This window comes from Spirosoma pulveris, from assembly GCF_054781875.1.
Genome location: NZ_BAAGTO010000001.1, coordinates 1,039,472 through 1,058,402, shown reverse-complemented (window position 1 = coordinate 1,058,402; position 18,931 = coordinate 1,039,472). Strand labels below are relative to the sequence as shown.

Here is an 18,931-nt window from a genome sequence, read left to right as displayed (position 1 = left end):
ATAACCGCCCTCGATTAACCCACAAAGTTTATTTTAACGTGCGATCCGTCGCAGTAGGGCTTGTTGCTGCTTGCTCCGCAGCGGCAAAACGCAGTGACTTTATTTTTCTTTGTTTCCTGCCCATCGGCACCCTTAACGGTCAAATTGCCATACACTAGTAAAGGACCATTGGGTAATGGCTCTACAATGCTTTCGGCTTGTATATTTTCGGCTTGCAGGTTTTGGTCGTTCCGGTAATAACTCAACGCTCTGGATGGGCAACGGTCAACCTGTTCGGTAATGCGGTCGGTAGAGGCACCTTCCATTTTCACCCAGGGACGTTCTCTGGGGTTGAAAACTTCACTCAACTGCGTCCAGCAGAGTTTGGAGTGAATGCAAACGGCTGGTTTCCAAACAACCGTAATTTCGCCGTTCGTATAGGTTTTGGTAACGTCGGGGGTTGGCGTTGAGTCGGCCATCGAGCATGTAGGTTAGGAGGGGAGCGTTTGGATTGGAGCAGGCTTCTCGTGGACGGAGGCTTACCGTTTCAGGCTGTTATCCTCAACGAGAATCGTTTCAAAGTCAATCGGATTTTGTAAAGTGCGATGAACGGGACAGCGGTCGGCTATCTCGGTAAGCCGGGTTCGTTGCTCGTCGGTGAGGTCACCGTTCAGGATGAGTTCCATCGTAAACAGCGACCGTTGGGTTACTGGGTTGTAGGTAAACTCAACGTGAGCGACTGCCGAATCGAGCGGCCATCCTTTCCGATCAGCATACATGCGTACGGTCATGACTGTGCAGGAGGCCAGCGAGCCAGCTAGCAACTCACTTGGCCCCATACCCCGGTTCTGACCACCAACCTCTATCGGCTCATCAGCAACAATAACTTGCGAGGAGGTCGAAAGATGGGTTTCGTACGGTGTTCGATCAATTCGGGCGGTAATCAGAGCCATGTTGTTCGGATTATTAAGTTATTGGTCAACGGGTAGTCATACCAAACCTACTTATTATACGCTGTCAGTTGACAGTCATCAACCACTAACTTAATAATCAGTAAACGAATAACCAACTACTGGCCCCACTGAGCTGGGTTCTGACGCCATGCTGCCAGCGATTCCATGGCCTCGGCCGGAATATAATCCAGTTCCTGCGCTTCAAGCAGCAGCGCATCGTAGTTACTCAGGCAAACCAGTGGTATGTTTTTATTAGCGAAGTTCTGCTCGGCTACCGGGAATCCATACGTGAAAATAGCCGCCATGCCCAGTACTTCAGCACCTGCTGCCTGAAGGGCATTGACAACCTTTAACGAACTACCACCCGTAGAGATCAAGTCTTCAATAACAACCACGCGCTGGCCGCTGGTCAGGTGCCCTTCAATCTGCTTACCCATACCGTGCGACTTGGGCTCCGGCCGAACGTAGCAGTACGGGATGTCTAATACATCGGCCACCAGCGCACCTTGTGGGATACCTGCCGTGGCAACACCCGCAATGACTTCAACCGATGGAAACCGCTTTCGGATGGCGTCGGCTAAGGCATTTTTAATGTAGGTGCGTACGTCAGGATATGCCAGTGTAACCCGGTTGTCGCAGTAAATGGGAGATTTCCATCCGGAGCTCCAGGTGAAAGGTTCGTTGGGCTTAAGCCGGACAGCCTGTACCGCCAGCAGATGCCGCGCTACAGTTCTTTGAATGGACGATTGACTCACGATTTAACAGTAAATAATAAAAGCAATGGTGGACTACTCTTTGTTCAGATGGACCTTTACCGTGTCGATTCGAGTACCGTCCATTGAAACAATGGTAAACGTAAAAGGCAAAAACTCAATAACCTCGCCAACCTGGGGAACGTCTTCGTGGGTAGCCAGAATTAACCCACCGAGCGTATCGTATTGTGGCGATTCGGGAATATGCCAGTCGTATGTTTTGTTCAGGTCTTCGATTTCGTGGCGGGCACTTAACAGCCAGTTCGCTTCGTCGAGTTGCTGTTCAACCCAGTCTTCGTTGGTATCGTATTCATCCTGAATTTCACCGAAAATCTGTTCGACCATATCTTCTACGCTGACAATACCGGCCGTACCCCCAAACTCATCGACAACCAGTGCCAGGCTTTTGCGTTCTGACAGAAAGCGTAACAGCAGATCCTGAGCCGGCATTGTTTCAGGAACGACAATTATGGGCGTAATGATCTCCTCGACGGTAGCAGGTTTTTTAAATAAAGCCAGCGCATGGCAATACCCAATTACATCATCGATGGTATCGCGGTAGACAACAATTTTGGAGTGACCGCTTCCCTGAAACGCCTGCCGAAGCTCTTCGACTGTATCATCAACGGCAACGGCGGTGATTTCAGTGCGGGGTACCAAACAATCACGTACGCGTACATCCCTAAATTCGATAGCGTTATTAAAGATCTGCGTATCGACCTCAACTTCTTTTTCCGCATCTGCTTTTTGATTGAGCTGCTGAAGGTAATGATTAAGGTCTGTCAGTCCGAAAACAGGTCGGATTTCCGGGTTCTTTTTGCCCAGCACATACCGGATAAAGAACCGCGCCGTGCCCACCAGTACCCGCACAACGGGCGCAATTGTCTTATAAATAACCCATAGAGGCACTGCTAATGCTTCCAGAAACCGGTCGGGGTGAATGAGTGCCAGGCTTTTTGGAATATAGTCGGCCAGGGGCAGGAAAATGACGGTTAAGATCAGTGTTTCAATGCCAATGATGACATACTCATGTGCGGTCCAGGCGGCTGGCAGAAGGGTCGTCAGCAGCGGGTTGAGAACGGTTACGCCCAGTACAGTATACAGAACCAGGAAAAGTGTATTGCCGGTCAGTGTTGTGCCAACGAAGAGAATGGGGTTTTTTAGAAAACCGGATACCAGTTTCTCACTGAGTGGTCCCTGCTTACTATGCAGCTCAAAATACAATCGGTTGACCGATACATAGGCCATCTCGACAGCCGAGAAAAAACCAGCCAGCACTAGCGCAAGTAAAGCACCAAATAAAAGGGCGTAGGGTTCCATTGTTTACGAATGACCGGTTCGCCGGTGCGGTGATGACTGACAAATGGTGAGTTGTATGCCTGAGCAGAACATTCACCATTTGTCAGTCATCATTTCTTTTTTTTCTTTCGGTCTTCCACCATTTGTTTAATGGTTGGTGAGACCACTTTTTCCCGTTCAAGCCGTTTGGTACGAACGTATTGAAAGGCAAGCAAAAAGCCCAGAAAAAGCATTAACAACCAATAACTGTCGCCAAAACTGGTCCGTTGGTACTCAGCAATCCAGATGACCAGAAAGCCAGCCGCAACAGCTAAAAGCAGTATTTCTGAAAGTTTCATTTTGTTGTTATGCCTCCAGTTTACCTTTCATCTTACTGAATTCCCGATACCGTCGAACCGTGGCAATGAAGAAGCCGAGCACGACCACCAGAGTCCCAATCCAGAGTAAATTGATTAGGGGCTTTTCCAGGGCTTTCATAACGATGTAATCGCGTTGGGTCCGGTTAACGGCAAACGTGAATTTGCCGGTGCGGGGATCTATTTCATTAAGCTGAATACGGACGCCCAGTTCATCACTCGTTTCGGCAGGATGAGCTACCATCCGGTCCTTGATGACGAAGGCCGGGTTTAGGATGTGTTCGCCATTTTTGTCGAGCACCCGGACCCTGGCCCGAACAGCAGCATCAGAAGCGCCAATTTCTACCCCGTCGACTTCCGTCGTACGAACAACATCGTCCAGAATAGCGACGTAATCGTTCAGGAAAAACGTGTCTTTAATAGCAACGGAATAGGTCTCTGTTTTCTCCCATTTACTCTCGGCCGTTGGGTCAGGTACCGACGATACGAACGTGTACATATCGCGGTCTGCCTTATGCCGAATATCGGGTGAGGCCAGCAAGCCCATCCGCTCGTTTACCTGCGCGCGGGGGTAAAGATTGAAGATCTTGCCGTTAGGTTCCCGGTATTCTACGTCATAATAGGTGTTCTCCGGATATAAAGCCAGTGTGTCACCTTTCTTGTGGTAAATCTTGCCATTCTGCTCAAGGTCGCGCAGAGCAATTCCGTGGAAGTCGCCTTCAATAACTTCAACATCGGCACGGGGAATGTAACCAGGCATGTCGCGGGCTTCTATTCGCTGACCGCGATAGGTTAGCTGATAAGGGCCCATCCGCTCGGGCTGGTTCAGCCAGAGCAACGTATTTTCCTTATTCTCTTTGTTATCGTTCTTGGTGAACTCGTCCTGCTTCGAAATCAGCAGGCCCGTATTATTGATGGAAATTACCTTCGAGAATCCGGCAGAATACAGTATGCCAATCAGCATCAGGGCCATGCCGATGTGGGCAATGGCACCACCGGATAGCCGGTAATTACCGCGGATAACACCCAGCAAAATAGTGCCGTTGGTCATCAGTGCGAACACCGAGGCCACGAGCAGTACCATGTATACCGGGTTTTTCATCTCGCCAAACGCAATGAGAGCGGCACTAACGAGTAAGGTCAGGATACCCGGCGTAATGAGCGCTTCAAATTTCTTGTTCTCAATTTTGCGCCACCACATAAACTGGCCAACACCGGTGATTAAAGCAATCACAACAAAGAACCAAACCTGGAATTTGTTGTAGTGAGCGATCTGATCCGCAGGTAAAGCCAGATTCGATACTTTTCCGAATGCTTCCAGAATCTTGTTATAAACCGGAATAGACGTTGTGGCAATTACCTGAAACGAAGCCAGACACAGGACCGTAGCGCCAATAAATACCCAGAATTCTTTGGTGTAGACCGAAGCTTCTTCGGCATCCGACGGAATTTGTTTCCACTTACGGGCCGCCAGCAGTACAGACAAGGCCACAAAAACCAGCAGGTAAATCAACAACTGGCCGGAGAGTCCCAGATCGGTAAACGAGTGCACTGACGCATTACCCAGAATACCGCTACGGGTCAGGAAGGTAGCGTACAGTATAAGTAGGAATGTGCTGATGGTCAGAATGATGGCCGTCTTTAAGCCCGTTGAGGAGCGTTTGGCAATCAGCATGGTATGCAGGGCCGCCACCATAACGAGCCAAGGTACATAGACCGCATTCTCGACGGGGTCCCAGTTCCAGTAGCCACCAAAATTAAGCGTTTCGTAAGCCCAGTAGCCACCCATCATGATGCCGATTCCCAGAATCATGGCGCCAAAGAGCGTCCAGGGGAGCGCGGGACGAATCCATTCGAGCGGTTGGTTACGCCACAGACCGGCAATGCAGTAGGCAAAAGGCACCAGGGTAAGGGCAAAACCCAGGAATAGGGTAGGCGGGTGAATGACCATCCAGTAGTTCTGGAGCAGCGGATTCAGGCCTTTACCGTCCTTAGGAATGAAGTTAGGGTCGGCAGCGAAAATGGGTGCTTCCGGCATTGCTTCACTCAACAGCAGAAAGGGCGAAGACCCAATCTTAAATGAATCACCAAAAACGACGCCCAGAATCATCGATGCCAGGAATGCCTGTACCAGCGCAAAAATAGCCATCATAGGGGCTTCCCAACGGGTACCCGCTTTCTGAATCAATACGGCTCCTAAAACGGCATTCCAGAACAGCCAAAGCAGGAACGAACCCTCCTGACTCTCCCAGAAACAGGCAATCATGTATTGCACCGGCAACGCCCGAGACGAGTGACTCCAGGCATAATGGTACTCAAAGTAGTGGTTGAAGATGATGTAAAAAAGGGAAGCCGCTACCCCGACCACAGCCAGACCATGCAGATAAAAAGCCCATCGGGCCAGTGACCGCCAGTCGTCGCGGGCGGGTTGTATGGCTGCTTTTGTAACGGATTTAGCCGAATGCCTGGCCTTCTTGTTGCCGAAGCTTGCTTCACCGGCATACGCAAGCTGAGGCTCTTCGACAACCTCTGCCTGTAGGGAACGCCCCAGACCGAGTGCCGAAACAAAATAGGCAGCCGTTGCTACGAGTGCCGTAACAAACGAGAGAATTACAAAAAAGTGGCCGAGTTGCCCGACTGTGGTATGTATCATGAATTGAATGAGTGAATCGTTGAGTGAATGAATAAGTGAATGCATAGACTTACCACCTGAGCGGATCTGTCATTCAATCATTCAGCCAATTACAACTGTGCCGTTTTGGCTTCGTGTTCCGTTGTTTCCAGCTTGCCATCCTGGTATTTCGATGGACATTTCAGCAGGATCTTGTTGCACTGAAAATGATCACCCTGCATGGCGCCAATGATCACAATCTGCTCCGATCGCTCGAAGTCCTGGGGCTTAGGGCTGTTAAAGACGACCTTCTGTGCCCGGTTCTCGTTGTCGATCAGGGTAAACTCGAAGTGGTTCGGGTCAATGGCGGGGTTATACAGCATATCGGTAATACGACCCTGGGCATCTTTTTGAACTTTGCCAACAACGTGAATCATCTTGTCGTCGCCATCCTTCTTCATCTGCTCGGCTTTCGTGAAGGTCGTGTAAACGCTGGCATCACCCGCGGTGCTGGCAATGACACCAATGGCTACTGCAATAATGATAATGCCGATAATATGAGAGATTTTCATTTTGGTTAACTGGTTAACGGGCGGTATGCTGTCAGGCATTCAACCACAAACAACGAACTATAAACTAAACTGCTTCTTTTTATCCCTTACTTCGTCTTCCAACTTCCCGATCTGACGATCAAGCCGGATCAGGTACACAATAATACCTGTGAATACAGCCGCGATGACGGCGACCACGACCCATATTTTGCCATCAGCCCGGAGTTGGTCGGCCATTTCTACACCGTTGGAAACGGGTTGCTGGGCCAATAAATGCTGGCTAAACAGAAGCAAAGTCGCTAAAAGATACATGGAGCGGGAAGGCAGTCGCATTGTTGTACGGATTGTAAGAAAATAACGTAAAAATAAGGGTAATCATTCCCGGAACTACCGTTCCGGAAATGGCAAATATTAGTCATCCAGAGCCACTTTCAATCGTCTGAATCGAACGCGCAGCTCCGTAATCCAGACGCCCAGCAGAATAAATCCGATAATGGCCGGATAAAAGACCATCCGCATCCGGTTATCCATATCATATTTGCCGAAAGCCGGATTCCCGCCGTTGCCGGGGTGAAGCGAATCCGTCAGGCGCGGAACAATAAAGATGAGTGGGATAAAGACCGCAAAAGCAAAGATGTTATAAACGGCTGAAATTCGCCCCCGTCTCTGTTCATCGTCGAACGAACCCCGCAGCACCAGATAAGCCATATACATCAGCATACCAATGGCAACACTATTCAGTTTAGGGTCGTTTGGCCAGGGTTCGCCCCAGGTGAAGTTCGCCCAGATAGAACCTGTCAGACAACCAAGCAGACCGAACAGAATGGCTGTATTCGCAAATTCAACGGCAACCAGGTCGTCGTCGAGTCGTCCGCTGCGGAGGTAGCGGACGGAGTAAACCGCTGAAGTTAGCAGCAGGGCAATCATGCTGAACCAAAGGGGAACGTGGAAATACACGTTCCGGATGCTTTCGTTCAAAATCGGCTGGCGGGGCACTACACCAAGCAGTCCCCGAAAGATAACATACGTAAGGATGATGACCGCCAGGGCCTTCCACCAATTCTTTTTCATATCAAGTAGCGCGGGAGAGTCCCGCTTATCTAATCTAACAGCGCGGGTTACCCCGCCAAGGCGGATCGCCCGCCATACTTAACTCCGCCATAAAAACGGAAACAACAACCAGGAAAGTGTCAGAACAATGGCATCAATTGCCAGTATTGTGCCTATTTCGCTCCAGCTTACGCTTCTATCCAGGCCATCAAGCGCATTTTTCGATACTTTAAGCAACATCAACAAAAGCGGCAGAATAACCGGAAAGCTCAACACCGCCATCAGCGTAGCCGGATTTTCGGCTTTGCTGGCAATGCCTGATACAAGGGTTAATGAAGAGGCAAAGCCCACCGCGCCCAGTACCAGAGTCAACAGGTAAAGCGGTACATCGTTGGCCTGATTCCCTAATACGAATGCATACACGCTAAAGCCCAAAAAAGCCAGCACGAGCATCAGGACAGTGTTGTAAAGGATTTTCGAGAGGATAATCTGTTGCGGACTGGCGAGGGTATAATAATACAACTGGCGTCCGGCCCGTTCCTGCACAAAACTTTTGGCAATGGCATTGATAGCCGTGAACAACAAAATAATCCAGAACAATGTATTCCAGACAATGGGTGTTAGCTGACCACGTCGCGCATTAAAGCTCAGGTAACAAACAAACACGGCCCCCACCATGTATAGCAACATTCCATTGAGGGCATACCGTTGCCGCCACTCCAGCAGAAACTCTTTCCGCATCAGCGCACTCAGTTGCCGTACCGATTCTGCCATACTTTCTCTATTAATTCGGCAAATTTACGGCGCAATGCTGATGCGAAAAAGAAATAGTTTACGGTTCTGCATTCGGATATTATCTGCTATTGCCGACCAGACGACTTTATGGCAGGATAATGGCCAATTAACCAACCGAAAAGGAGGTTTCGTGAACGAAGCGCCTGTTTTTAGCCTTACTAAAAAAGCAAAATAGCAGGTTGGCGTGGCGGATTTAAGTTCGGACGGAGTATGTTTCCGGCTAAGGGCAAGCTGAATCTCCCTGTTTAGTAAATAAAGGAGTGCATTATTAATGGATTTTTCTACGGGTTTTATTCTCTGCGGATTCTCATTCGTTGCCGGGTTTGTCGATGCGATCATTGGCGGAGGGGGGCTGATTCAAACACCGGCTATTCTGTTCAGCCTGCCACAGTATCCAGTTCCTACGCTTATTGGTACTACCAAAATACCCTCTTTATCCGGCAGCCTGATGGGTGCCTTTCAGTACAGCCGACGGGTGACGGTAGTGGCTCGTTTTATTGGTCCGATGATGGTGATTGCCTTTGCAGCCGCCTGGCTTGGGTCATGGACGCTCACGCGAGTACCCAATAGTTTTATGAAACCCCTTGCGCTGGTAATTTTAATAGGGGTGTTTATGTATACCCTGACTAAAAAAAATTTTGGTCAGGTGTCACATCGGATTGTCACGGCGAGCCAGCAACGTAGGCGCATGTGGCTCATGGGGGCCGGGATTGGTTTCTACGATGGATTCTTCGGGCCGGGAACCGGCAGTTTTTTGGTACTTGGGTTCATCACCCTTATTGGCTTCGACTTCCTGAAAGCCAATGCTCATGCCAAGCTGGTGAATGCATCGACGAATCTGGCGAGCGCGCTGTTCTTTTTCCGTGAAGGTCGAATCCTTTTTACTTTTGCCTTACCCATGGCTTTAGCCAATTTATCAGGGGCATTTTTAGGAGCCCGACTGGCTATTCTGAAAGGGAATCAATTTATCCGGGTGTTCTTTCTGGTGTTGATTGCGGCAACCATTCTGCGATTTGCGTGGGATTTGATAAAGTAGATTTGCATCAACAAACTTTCCGTCGTAAACTTGCGTTAATTAAACTGAATCTAAATAAAGATTAGACTCATTGACACCATGAGCAAGCGTAGCGTAGCTGACCTGAAAATTGGAGAACGAGCCACTATTGAGTCGTTCAATAATCAATTGATGTCGCTTAAACTGCTCGAAATGGGCTGTTTGCCCGGCGCTGAAGTTTGTCTGCACAGCAAAGCCCCGCTTGGCGATCCTATTTGTCTGAACGTAGCCGGTTATTGTCTGGCTATGCGCAAGTCCGAAGCCGCTACGATCCTGATCGATAATTAAACGTTTATAGGGTGTGGTTCACCACCGTGAGCACTCTGCTGTAAACCGTGAACTGCCTTGAAATCGTCTCCCACCATTGCCCTCGTCGGCAATCCTAACGCCGGTAAATCATCATTATTTAATCAGTTAACCGGTCTGCGTCAGAAAACGGGTAATTTCCCCGGTGTCACGATGGATAAAAAATCCGGAACGTGGCCAATTGATGCACAGTATACGGCAACCGTAATTGACCTTCCCGGCGTTTATTCCATCTATCCAAAGTCGCTGGACGAACAGATCGTAACTGATATTCTGGCTAACCCTGCCCATCCGGATTATCCGGACGTGTCAGTTGTGGTAGTCGATGCTTCGAATCTTCATCGAAATCTGCTTCTTTTCACGCAGGTAGCTGATCTGGGTGTGCCAACGGTATTGGCGCTCAATATGCTCGACGTTGCCCAGCAACAAAGCAAGGTGGTTAATTCGGTGCGTCTGGCCATGAGTCTGGGCGTACCTGTTGTCCGTATCAATGCCCGAACGGGCGAGGGGGTCGATCTGTTGAAGAAGGCGGTTTTGGGTCAGATACAGGAACCGGTTCTCCCCGGAAAGCTCTTCTTTGACCCGGCCGATGACGTGTCTGGGTTAATTGCTGACACCAAAGCGCAGTATGAGATTACCAATAATTATCTCGCTTTACAGTATATCATTCAGCATGATGGTTTCTCGTTCCTGAACCCACCCCAACGGAAAGCGCTGGATGCACTTATTGACAAGCATCAGTTTAGCGAGACTACGTTTCAGGCAGGCGAAACCATTACTCGTTACAAGCGAATTGCGGCCATTGTAACGGAAGTCGTAAGCGATCAGCGCCCCGCCAATCAGCCAACCTGGAGCCAGAAACTGGATCGGGTTCTGTTGCATCCGATTTGGGGCTATGCAATTTTTGGATTCGTACTGCTCTTGATATTTCAGGCTATTTTTGCTTGGGCACAGCCTTTCATGGACGCCATCGATTCTGGTGTCGCCTGGCTTAATGGGCAACTGAAAGAAAGCTTACCCGCTGGCCCGCTCACCGATTTGCTGACGGATGGCGTACTGGCCGGCCTTGGTGGTATTTTGGTCTTTATTCCACAAATCGCCTTCCTGTTCCTGCTGATCGCTTTACTGGAAGAGTCTGGGTATATGTCGAGGGTAATGGTCATCATGGACCGTATCATGCGAAAGTTCGGCCTCAACGGTCGGAGTGTGGTGCCACTTATTTCCGGTGTGGCCTGTGCCGTTCCTGCTATTATGGCTACCCGAAGTATTGGCACCCGGCGCGACCGACTCATTACCATACTGGTAACTCCACTGATGAGCTGCTCTGCCCGATTGCCCATTTATACTATACTTATTGCGCTGGTTGTACCAAGCACGCGTGTGGCAGGCGTATTTAACCTCCAGGGGATAGCCTTGATGGGCTTGTACCTGCTGGGGCTGGTGAGCGCCTTACTGGCTGCCTATGTGCTAAAAGTCCTGCTTAAGACTAAAGAACGAGGTTACTTCATTATGGAACTGCCCACCTTCAAGCTGCCCCGCTGGAACCATGTTGGGTTAACCGTTTGGGAGAGTGTCCGGTCCTTTGTGTGGGAAGCAGGGCGTGTAATTCTGGCCATCTCCATTGTGCTGTGGGTAGTGGCAAGCTATGGCCCCGGCAATGATATGGACGAAGCCGAAGCACGGGTGAAGCAGCAAAATCCGACGGCTGCATCCGATGCATTACAAGACCGAATCGCTTCCGAACGGCTGGAGGCATCCTACGCCGGGAATTTTGGTCATTTTATCGAACCTGTCATTCGTCCTTTGGGCTACGACTGGAAAATAGGCATTGCGCTGTTAAGTTCATTTGCCGCCCGCGAAGTGTTTGTTGGCACGATGTCAACAATCTACAGCATTGGGAGTGGTGCCGATGAGGAAGGCGTAACCATTCGGGAGCGGCTTCGGCAAGAGCGAAATTCAGAAACGGGCGAAGCAATGTACACACCCGCGCTGGCCTGGTCGCTGCTGATCTTTTACGTTTTTGCGATGATGTGTATGAGTACACTTGCTGCCACCCAACGCGAAACCAAGAGCTGGAAATGGCCCGCTGTTCAACTGGTGTATATGATGGCGCTGGCTTACATAACCGCTTTTGCTACCTACCAGCTCCTTAAGTAGACTACCAGAGAAGTTCTTTGGCGAGCATTGGGTAAATAAAGTAGCAAAGGATATACGCAAACAGTGCCAACGTTAAGCCGCCCAACGCAGTCGTTTGATCCAGCGTAAAGCGATTTCTGCGGATGGGGCGGCTTAAACGCCAATCCCTGTGGGTTGTGTTTTTCATGGTGTGCCGTACTAAAAACTTATAGTTTACAGCACACAAATTTCAAGCCTTATTGATATACATTTCAGCGCAGAAACCCTGAATTTACCCAGTAGGTATAACTACCTGTTTCTATAGTCATGAAATGCATATAATTCGATCACAAATTATTGTGTCTGTTTGTGATTAAGCGTATTCACATGTTCAATTGCATAGAGTGAATTCTACATTTTTTGGTACTGTTATTCCCAACTCAACGCATCAATTACGTCCGAAGCAATCATGCCAATGGGTCCCCTTTTTCGGGCAACCACATCACCGGCCAGGCCATGTGCAAAAACACCCAGAACGGCAGCTTCAACCGATTCGTAACGTTGCGCCAGCAGTGCCGTCAAAATGCCTGTCAGTACATCGCCTGTGCCGCCGGTACTAAGACCTGGATTTCCTGTCGAGTTGAAATGGATGTCTCCTTCGGGCGTTGCAATGGCTGAATAAGCCCCTTTTAGGACAACGACTACGCCATATTTTCGGGTGAATTCGCGCAGCAGGTCAAGCTTTTCATAATCATTATCCCACTTTTTAGTGAGTCGTTCAAACTCTTTTGGATGGGGTGTAAGAATACTGTTTTTAGGGAGATAGTTCAATAACTCCCGGTTTTCAGAAAGCAGATTCAAGGCATCGGCATCGACAACGACGGGCTTTTTCAGCATGGGCAACAGCTCTTTAAGCATCGCCAGCGTCTCGGGAGCTTTGCCAATACCGGGACCCATACCAATGGTTGAATAACTATTTGGGTCGGGTTCATCGTCCAGTTGGCTGCTTCCGGACAATACATGCTGATTTCGATCGGGGCGGCACATGGCTTCCGGCACAATCGTTTGTAGTGCTTCGTAACCGCATTGGGGCACCTGAACCGACAATAACCCCACTCCCGATCGTAAACAGGCGCGGGCGGCCAGTATAGCTGCACCAATCTTTCCATAACTGCCTACCAGTAACAGGGCATGGCCAAAGGTCCCTTTATTTGAAAAACGATCACGTTTGTGTAGCAGCAGACGGGCTTCCTTAGGCTGCGTAAAAAAATAGGAGGTATGGGCCTTGTCAATGAACCGTTTGTGTAATCCAATGTCCAGCGTGTGCCATTCGCCAACAAAAGGGCCGTTTTTAGGCAGCACAAAAGCGAGCTTTGGCAACTGGAATGAAATGGTGTAGTCGGGCTCAATAATCACATCGGTAGGTCCGTTTGGCTGGTCGGTGTATAAGCCGCTGGCAATATCGACGGCGACTACAGTAGCGGGAGCCCGGTTAATCGATTCGATAGCCGCTTTAACGATACCCTCTGCAGGACGGGATAAACCTGATCCCAAAATGGCATCGACGACAACTTCATTATGGCGAATGGTTGGAATATCGGTGGCTGATTCGATGTAATGAATTTCTGTTAGGAGTTTCAACCGACGATGGTTGTGCATGAAATCGTCAGATTCCCGTGGTGCGTACCGGACAACATGCACTTCAATCGGGTAAGCTCGCTCCAGTAACAATCGGGCAATGGCCAGGCCATCCCCTCCGTTATTACCCAGGCCGCAGAAAATTTTAGTTGGCGTTTTATTTGTGAATCGATCGGCAAACCACTCGACAAACGTGAGGGCGGCCCGCTCCATCAAATTAATGGGTGCAATGGGTTCGTGCTGAATTGTGTATTGGTCAAGGGAACGGATTTGATCAACGTTCAATATTTTCATAAGCTGTTGGATGACATCGGAGCGTAATTTCACAAAAGTATTTTCTCCTACTGATAAATTTACTATCTTTGCGGCTCATTTCGCAAATACTTATCTGGCGATTTATATACGGTCATGAGCGAGTTAATCAAATTAGTGGAGGCAGACAACGCGCAGCGTCGCACCGAGTTGCCCACATTCCGGGCGGGTGATACGGTAAACGTACACGTCAAAATCCGCGAAGGAAATAAGGAACGTATTCAGGTATTTACGGGAACGGTTATTCAGCGCCGTAACCCAAGTTCCGCCGGCGAGACTTTCACGGTCCGCAAAGTATCAAATGGCGTTGGCGTAGAGCGTATCTTCCCAATTCTGTCGCCCAACATCGACAAAATTGAAGTTGTTCGCCTGGGTAAAGTTCGCCGGGCACGGTTGTTCTACCTACGTGGTCGTCAGGGCAAAGCCGCTCGGGTTAAAGAGCGCAAGCCTAAAGCAGTTGTAGCCGCATAATTGCTTCAATTATTAGTCAATTCTGAAAAGCTGTCTGTAAAGACGGCTTTTTTTATGTTGGCCGCAACAGACTCCGGCTGTTGACGTAACTCGTGAACCAGCAACGGCCGGAGTCTGTTGCGGCTATTACTATGAACTTCTTTAAATACCAGGGTACCGGTAACGATTTTATTCTGATCGACGACCGGACCAAAACGTTTCCCGCAGCCGATCAGGCATTTATCGAACGGCTATGCCATCGGCGTTTCGGCATTGGGGCTGATGGATTGATTCTCCTCCAAAACGATCCGGATTACGATTTTCGGATGGTGTATTTCAATGCCGATGGCGCCGAGGGCAGCATGTGCGGCAATGGTGGCCGGTGTATTGTCCGGTTCGCCCACGACTTAGGCTTGTTCGACAGCGAAACTCGTTTTATCGCCGTAGATGGTGAACATCTGGCGATGGTTTCGGACGAAAGTATCTCGTTGAAGATGACTAACGTGTCCGGTATTGAAGACCGGCAGGGACTGACGTTCCTGAATACGGGATCGCCCCACGTTGTGCGCTTTGTCGATGACCTGGAGTCGTTTGATGTCGTGGCCGAAGGCCGAGCCATTCGATACAGCGAACCTTTTCGGCCGGGCGGCACAAACGTTAATTTTGCCCAGGTAGTTGATGAAAATACCGTATTTGTCAGAACCTACGAACGGGGGGTAGAGGACGAAACCTACTCCTGCGGTACCGGTGTAACGGCCGTGGCTTTAGTCGCTCACCAGCAACTGGGTATGTCTGCTCCCGTCTTTATCCGAACGATCGGTGGCAACCTTCGGGTATCCTTTAACCAACTGGTTGGTGGTGGCTTCGATTCCATTTACCTCATTGGTCCTGCAAATCGTGTTTTTGCCGGAACTATAACTGTTTAGTGTATTAGGCAGTTAATTAAACTGCCAGCACTATTCAGGAAAATGATTATTTATAAAAATAAAGGGTTACTGCCATCTATTTGGCATTTTCACACCGGACCTACGGCAAAAGCGCTGTTGGGTCGATTGATTATCATCGTTATTTATGTAACCGTTGTCACGTTTGCAGAGATGCACTATACAGATATGCGTCTGAAAGATACCCCTTCTTCATTCTTGGGAGCAATGGGCATTCTGCTTAGTCTGTTGCTTATTTTTCGGACCAATACTGCTTACGACCGGTTTTACGAAGGACGTCAGGCATGGGGCGTACTGGTCAATAACTGCCGGAACCTGGCCATTTATTTTAATGCCGTTCTACCCGAAGGCGATGTCATAAGTCGGGAGTTTTACGCGAAAGCCATTTCTAATTTTCCTTTCGCGCTGAAGAATCACCTGCGCGAGAGCAGCAACACCAGTGAGCTGGATATAATCGAAGAAGGTGAACGGCGTGACCTGAGCAACTTCGATCATAAACCAGCCGGGGTATCGAACCAACTCTGGGTGAAAACAGAAATCCTCTACCGGGAGGGGCAAATATCTGAATCGCAGCACATTAACCTGAATCAGTATTTAACGACGCTGATGGACGTGTGCGGCATCTGTGAGCGGATCAAGAGCACACCCATTCCATTCTCTTACATGTTGTTCATCAAGTTGTTCATCATGCTTTATGTAACGCTGTTGCCTTTTACGGTTATAACTGCCTTTGGTTACCTCACCATACCGGCCGTTGTCCTTACATCGTACATACTGGTTGGGCTGGAAATGATTGGCGAAGAAATTGAAGAGCCTTTCGGAATAGAACGCAATGACTTACCATTGAATCAGTTAAGTCAGCTGATTCGTGTGAATGTACACGACATTTTACAGATTTATCTACCCCATGTCGAAAAACAGGCTGCCAAGCCGGGTTTCACGATTATGACCTGATCTTAATCGACGGCTTCGATAATGCCGCCGTGCAGGTGGTAAATGGCTTTAGTCTGTAAGTCGGGTTGGCGGAGCAAATCTTTGGCCGCCACCCGGCTTCTGACGCCGTTGGTACAAATAACGAGCAGGGTCGAAAAGGGCAAAAGTTCTGCTTTTCGGGCTCGTATGTCAGGTAGGGGGATATTCAGACCACCTATGTTGAATTCCTCAAATTCCCACTCGTCGCGCACATCAACAACTGCGGTATGCGGCTCATGCCGTAATTTCTCGAGTTCGGGAAGTGTAATATCTGTGAACGTGTGTGTGATCATACACGGCCATAACAAACTTTTCGGAAGGGCTGTTCGGTGATGAGCCTATCGTCTGGAAATTGCCAGGATGTCGATCTCCTTTATTTTCTGACGACTCCCCCAGCCGCATAGTAACTCAACTTGTTTTCCTGTTTCCACAAAACGAACAAAAACGGCCCGTTCCACCGAGTTTGGTAAGGGCGGGATCTCACTAATCGCCTGATGGTACAAAGGGAGTGAACTCGCTGTGGGTTTACGCCAACTGGCTATTCCGGCAGTGTCTGCTCGATCGATGGCCAGCCGGACAAAATCTTCACAACCATCAGCAATACTGCTGTTGTCTGTGATAAAAGCAGCCTCAGTGCGTTCGCCGGGGTTGACTGTTGTTGTCGATTGGCATCCGAACAGCAGCGCCAAAAGGAGGAGTGAAGACGAATTCATATCATTTAAGGGGGCTTTATCGTACTGACCCAATCAGGCGGCAATCAGTTGCAAATGCACTTGTTCTTACGTCGACTCTGTCAATCTGTCAGAAATGAACAGGCTGGAACAGGATTTGACGACCTCAAAACAGACTCATAATCTTACTAACATAAATTATGGAAGCTGTACAAACCGAAAAGGGACAAATCTCAATCCATACCGAGAATATTTTCCCAATCATTAAGAAATTCCTGTATTCAGACCACGAGATATTTCTGCGTGAGTTAGTCTCAAACGCAGTCGATGCTACTCAGAAACTGCGTCAGCTGTCTTCGTTCGGTGAATTTGGGGGTGAATTGGGTGAACTGAAAGTGACGGTTTCACTGGATGAGGAAGCCAAAACGATTACCATCAGTGACAATGGCATTGGCATGACCGCCGATGAAATCAAAAAATACATCAACCAGATTGCTTTCTCCGGTGCTACCGACTTTCTGGAGAAATATAAGGACAAGACGGACGACAAAGGACAGATCATCGGTCACTTTGGCCTGGGCTTTTACTCGGCGTTTATGGTGGCTGAGACAGTAGACATCGTTACCAAATCGTATCGGGATGGTGCTGAGGCTGTGCGTTGGACCTGCGATGGCTCTACAGAGTTTGAGTTAACACCCGCCGAGCGAGCCGACAGAGGTACAGATATAATTCTGCACATAGCACCCGACTCCGAAGAGTTTTTGAGCAAGAGCCGCTTGCAGGGAATTCTCGACAAGTATGCCCGCTTCCTGCCCGTTGCCGTCGAGTTTGACGGAAAAGTTGTCAACAACACCAATCCGATCTGGACGAAGTCGCCGGCCGATCTGACCGACGAAGATTACAAGAATTTCTACCGGGAACTGTACCCGATGGGGGAGGAGCCGCTGTTCTGGATTCACCTGAATGTGGATTATCCATTCAACCTGACCGGTATTTTGTATTTCCCGCGCATCAAGAATGAACTGCGGTTTCAGCGCGAGAAAATCCAGCTCTACAGCCGCCAGGTATTCATTACCGATGAAGTGAAGGACGTAGTTCCCGATTTTCTAATGATGTTGCATGGCGTTATTGACTCGCCCGATATTCCGCTCAACGTATCGCGGAGTTTCCTGCAGGCAGATAGTAATGTCAAAAAGATCAACGGCTACATCACCCGGAAAGTCGCCGATAAATTGAACGAGCTCTTCAACGCCGACCGAAAAGGCTTTGAAGAGAAGTTCGACGACATTGGTCTGTTCATCAAATACGGTATTCTGAGCGATGATAAGTTCTGGGAGAAAGCCAAAAACTTTGTGCTACTGAAAAATACCGAGGGCGTTTTCACCACGCTGGATGAGTACCGCGAGAAAATACAGGCCAACCAGACAGACAAAAATGAAACGCTGGTTATGCTGTACACGTCTGATCGGAAACAACAGGACGCCTATATTGAATCGGCTCTACGCCGGGGTTACGATGTGCTCCTGATGGACAATGTTATTGACGCTCACTTCATTAACGCTCTGGAGCAGAAACTGGAAAAAGTGCATTTCCAGCGCGTAGACGCCGATACGCTCGACAAGTTAATCGACAAAGGGTTGAACAATGAAAGCGTTTTGTCGGAGGCCGATCAGACGAAACTGAAAGAGGTATTTGAGCAGGTGCTGGATAACAAAATGCTGCAGGTGAGTGTGGAGGCCCAGCCAACTGACGAACTGCCCGTAACGATTACGATGCCTGAGTTTATGCGTCGGATGAAGGACATGTCCGCTCTCTCGGGCGAGCAGTCGTTCTACGGTAATCTACCGGTTACGTACAACATTGTTGTCAACGCAAACCACCCGCTGATTGGCAAAGTTCTTGCCGAAGCGGATACCGATGCGCAAAAAGCACTGGTGAAGCAGGTGTACGATCTGGCACTACTTGCCCAAAATATGCTGACGGGTGCCGACCTGACCGCCTTCGTGAAACGGACGGTTGCCGGATTAGCCTAGTAATCAGTAGTTATCACTTAAAATGGGGCACAAACGATTTCGAATTAATGAAATCGTTTGTGCCCCATTTTAAGTGATTGACCCAAAAGT

At 49.1% G+C, this 18,931-nt stretch carries 21 protein-coding genes; 7 read left to right on the top strand and 14 right to left on the bottom strand.

Annotation, left to right across the window (positions count from 1 at the left end):
- Nucleotides 1-14: 14 nt before the first annotated feature.
- The 10 genes from ACYVJM_RS04320 to ACYVJM_RS04275 form a co-directional block, all read right to left on the bottom strand.
- Entirely contained in the window at nt 15-458 is a 444-nt protein-coding gene (locus ACYVJM_RS04320; RefSeq protein WP_461146970.1) for a (4Fe-4S)-binding protein, read from the bottom strand.
- A 60-nt stretch (nt 459-518) separates the two neighbouring features.
- Nucleotides 519-932 carry an OsmC family protein gene (locus ACYVJM_RS04315; RefSeq protein ID WP_461146969.1) on the bottom strand — a complete coding sequence of 138 codons (414 nt, stop codon included), beginning with the start codon at nt 930-932 and terminating at the stop codon, nt 519-521.
- A gap of 116 nt (nt 933-1,048) precedes the next feature.
- Complete coding sequence (gene pyrE / locus ACYVJM_RS04310; RefSeq protein ID WP_461146968.1) at nt 1,049-1,687, bottom strand: orotate phosphoribosyltransferase; 639 nt, start codon at nt 1,685-1,687, stop codon at nt 1,049-1,051.
- 33 nt (nt 1,688-1,720) lie between these two features.
- A complete protein-coding gene (locus tag ACYVJM_RS04305) occupies nt 1,721-3,004 on the bottom strand; it encodes a hemolysin family protein (RefSeq protein WP_461146967.1) in 1,284 nt (427 codons plus the stop codon).
- Between the two features lie 89 nt (nt 3,005-3,093).
- Nucleotides 3,094-3,321 carry a hypothetical protein gene (locus tag ACYVJM_RS04300; RefSeq protein WP_012926042.1) on the bottom strand — a complete coding sequence of 76 codons (228 nt, stop codon included), beginning with the start codon at nt 3,319-3,321 and terminating at the stop codon, nt 3,094-3,096.
- Nucleotides 3,322-3,328: 7 nt separating this feature from the next.
- Nucleotides 3,329-5,992, bottom strand: coding sequence for a cytochrome c biogenesis protein CcsA (ccsA, locus tag ACYVJM_RS04295; protein ID WP_461146966.1), 2,664 nt, complete (start codon nt 5,990-5,992; stop codon nt 3,329-3,331).
- A gap of 89 nt (nt 5,993-6,081) precedes the next feature.
- The gene (locus tag ACYVJM_RS04290; RefSeq protein ID WP_461146965.1) at nt 6,082-6,522 is read right to left on the bottom strand and encodes a cytochrome c maturation protein CcmE domain-containing protein; all 441 of its coding nucleotides are present in this window, start codon (nt 6,520-6,522) and stop codon (nt 6,082-6,084) included.
- A gap of 57 nt (nt 6,523-6,579) precedes the next feature.
- A complete protein-coding gene (locus ACYVJM_RS04285) occupies nt 6,580-6,834 on the bottom strand; it encodes a CcmD family protein (RefSeq protein WP_461146964.1) in 255 nt (84 codons plus the stop codon).
- Nucleotides 6,835-6,912: 78 nt separating this feature from the next.
- Nucleotides 6,913-7,572: a cytochrome c biogenesis protein CcsA gene (gene ccsA / locus ACYVJM_RS04280; protein ID WP_461146963.1), complete on the bottom strand. Its 660-nt coding sequence runs from the start codon at nt 7,570-7,572 to the stop codon at nt 6,913-6,915.
- A gap of 78 nt (nt 7,573-7,650) precedes the next feature.
- Nucleotides 7,651-8,325: a heme exporter protein CcmB gene (locus ACYVJM_RS04275; RefSeq protein ID WP_461146962.1), complete on the bottom strand. Its 675-nt coding sequence runs from the start codon at nt 8,323-8,325 to the stop codon at nt 7,651-7,653.
- Between the two features lie 292 nt (nt 8,326-8,617).
- Between ACYVJM_RS04275 and ACYVJM_RS04270 the strand changes: the two genes are divergently transcribed.
- The 3 genes from ACYVJM_RS04270 to feoB all read left to right on the top strand — a co-directional run bounded on the left by ACYVJM_RS04270 (nt 8,618) and on the right by feoB (nt 11,863).
- On the top strand, nt 8,618-9,382 hold the full coding sequence (locus tag ACYVJM_RS04270) for a sulfite exporter TauE/SafE family protein (RefSeq protein WP_461146961.1): 765 nt from the start codon (nt 8,618-8,620) through the stop codon (nt 9,380-9,382).
- A 78-nt stretch (nt 9,383-9,460) separates the two neighbouring features.
- Nucleotides 9,461-9,688 carry a FeoA family protein gene (locus ACYVJM_RS04265; RefSeq protein ID WP_012926051.1) on the top strand — a complete coding sequence of 76 codons (228 nt, stop codon included), beginning with the start codon at nt 9,461-9,463 and terminating at the stop codon, nt 9,686-9,688.
- A 57-nt stretch (nt 9,689-9,745) separates the two neighbouring features.
- Nucleotides 9,746-11,863, top strand: a complete 2,118-nt coding sequence (gene feoB, locus ACYVJM_RS04260; RefSeq protein WP_461146960.1) for a ferrous iron transport protein B — start codon at nt 9,746-9,748, stop codon at nt 11,861-11,863.
- A gap of 1 nt (nt 11,864) precedes the next feature.
- Here feoB and ACYVJM_RS04255 read toward each other — a convergent pair whose 3' ends face one another.
- Both ACYVJM_RS04255 and ACYVJM_RS04250 read right to left on the bottom strand, forming a co-directional pair.
- On the bottom strand, nt 11,865-12,029 hold the full coding sequence (locus ACYVJM_RS04255; protein ID WP_461146959.1) for a hypothetical protein: 165 nt from the start codon (nt 12,027-12,029) through the stop codon (nt 11,865-11,867).
- Nucleotides 12,030-12,250: 221 nt separating this feature from the next.
- Nucleotides 12,251-13,753 (bottom strand): NAD(P)H-hydrate dehydratase, encoded by a 1,503-nt coding sequence (locus ACYVJM_RS04250; RefSeq protein WP_461146958.1) that lies wholly within the window; start codon nt 13,751-13,753, stop codon nt 12,251-12,253.
- Nucleotides 13,754-13,867: 114 nt separating this feature from the next.
- On the opposite strand from ACYVJM_RS04250, the gene rplS reads away from it, so the two are divergent.
- The 3 genes from rplS (at nt 13,868) to ACYVJM_RS04235 (ending at nt 16,119) form a co-directional block, all read left to right on the top strand.
- Nucleotides 13,868-14,242, top strand: a complete 375-nt coding sequence (gene rplS / locus ACYVJM_RS04245) for a 50S ribosomal protein L19 (RefSeq protein WP_012926055.1) — start codon at nt 13,868-13,870, stop codon at nt 14,240-14,242.
- Between the two features lie 131 nt (nt 14,243-14,373).
- Nucleotides 14,374-15,147: a diaminopimelate epimerase gene (dapF, locus tag ACYVJM_RS04240; protein ID WP_461146957.1), complete on the top strand. Its 774-nt coding sequence runs from the start codon at nt 14,374-14,376 to the stop codon at nt 15,145-15,147.
- A 42-nt stretch (nt 15,148-15,189) separates the two neighbouring features.
- Complete coding sequence (locus ACYVJM_RS04235) at nt 15,190-16,119, top strand: bestrophin family protein (RefSeq protein ID WP_461146956.1); 930 nt, start codon at nt 15,190-15,192, stop codon at nt 16,117-16,119.
- A 2-nt stretch (nt 16,120-16,121) separates the two neighbouring features.
- Here ACYVJM_RS04235 and ACYVJM_RS04230 read toward each other — a convergent pair whose 3' ends face one another.
- Together ACYVJM_RS04230 and ACYVJM_RS04225 are read right to left on the bottom strand one after the other, a co-directional pair.
- Nucleotides 16,122-16,430, bottom strand: a complete 309-nt coding sequence (locus ACYVJM_RS04230; protein WP_461146955.1) for a rhodanese-like domain-containing protein — start codon at nt 16,428-16,430, stop codon at nt 16,122-16,124.
- Nucleotides 16,431-16,475: 45 nt separating this feature from the next.
- Nucleotides 16,476-16,850, bottom strand: a complete 375-nt coding sequence (locus ACYVJM_RS04225; protein WP_461146954.1) for a hypothetical protein — start codon at nt 16,848-16,850, stop codon at nt 16,476-16,478.
- 158 nt (nt 16,851-17,008) lie between these two features.
- Between ACYVJM_RS04225 and htpG the strand changes: the two genes are divergently transcribed.
- Nucleotides 17,009-18,841 (top strand): molecular chaperone HtpG, encoded by a 1,833-nt coding sequence (gene htpG / locus ACYVJM_RS04220; protein ID WP_461146953.1) that lies wholly within the window; start codon nt 17,009-17,011, stop codon nt 18,839-18,841.
- The last annotated feature ends 90 nt before the right edge of the window (nt 18,842-18,931 follow it).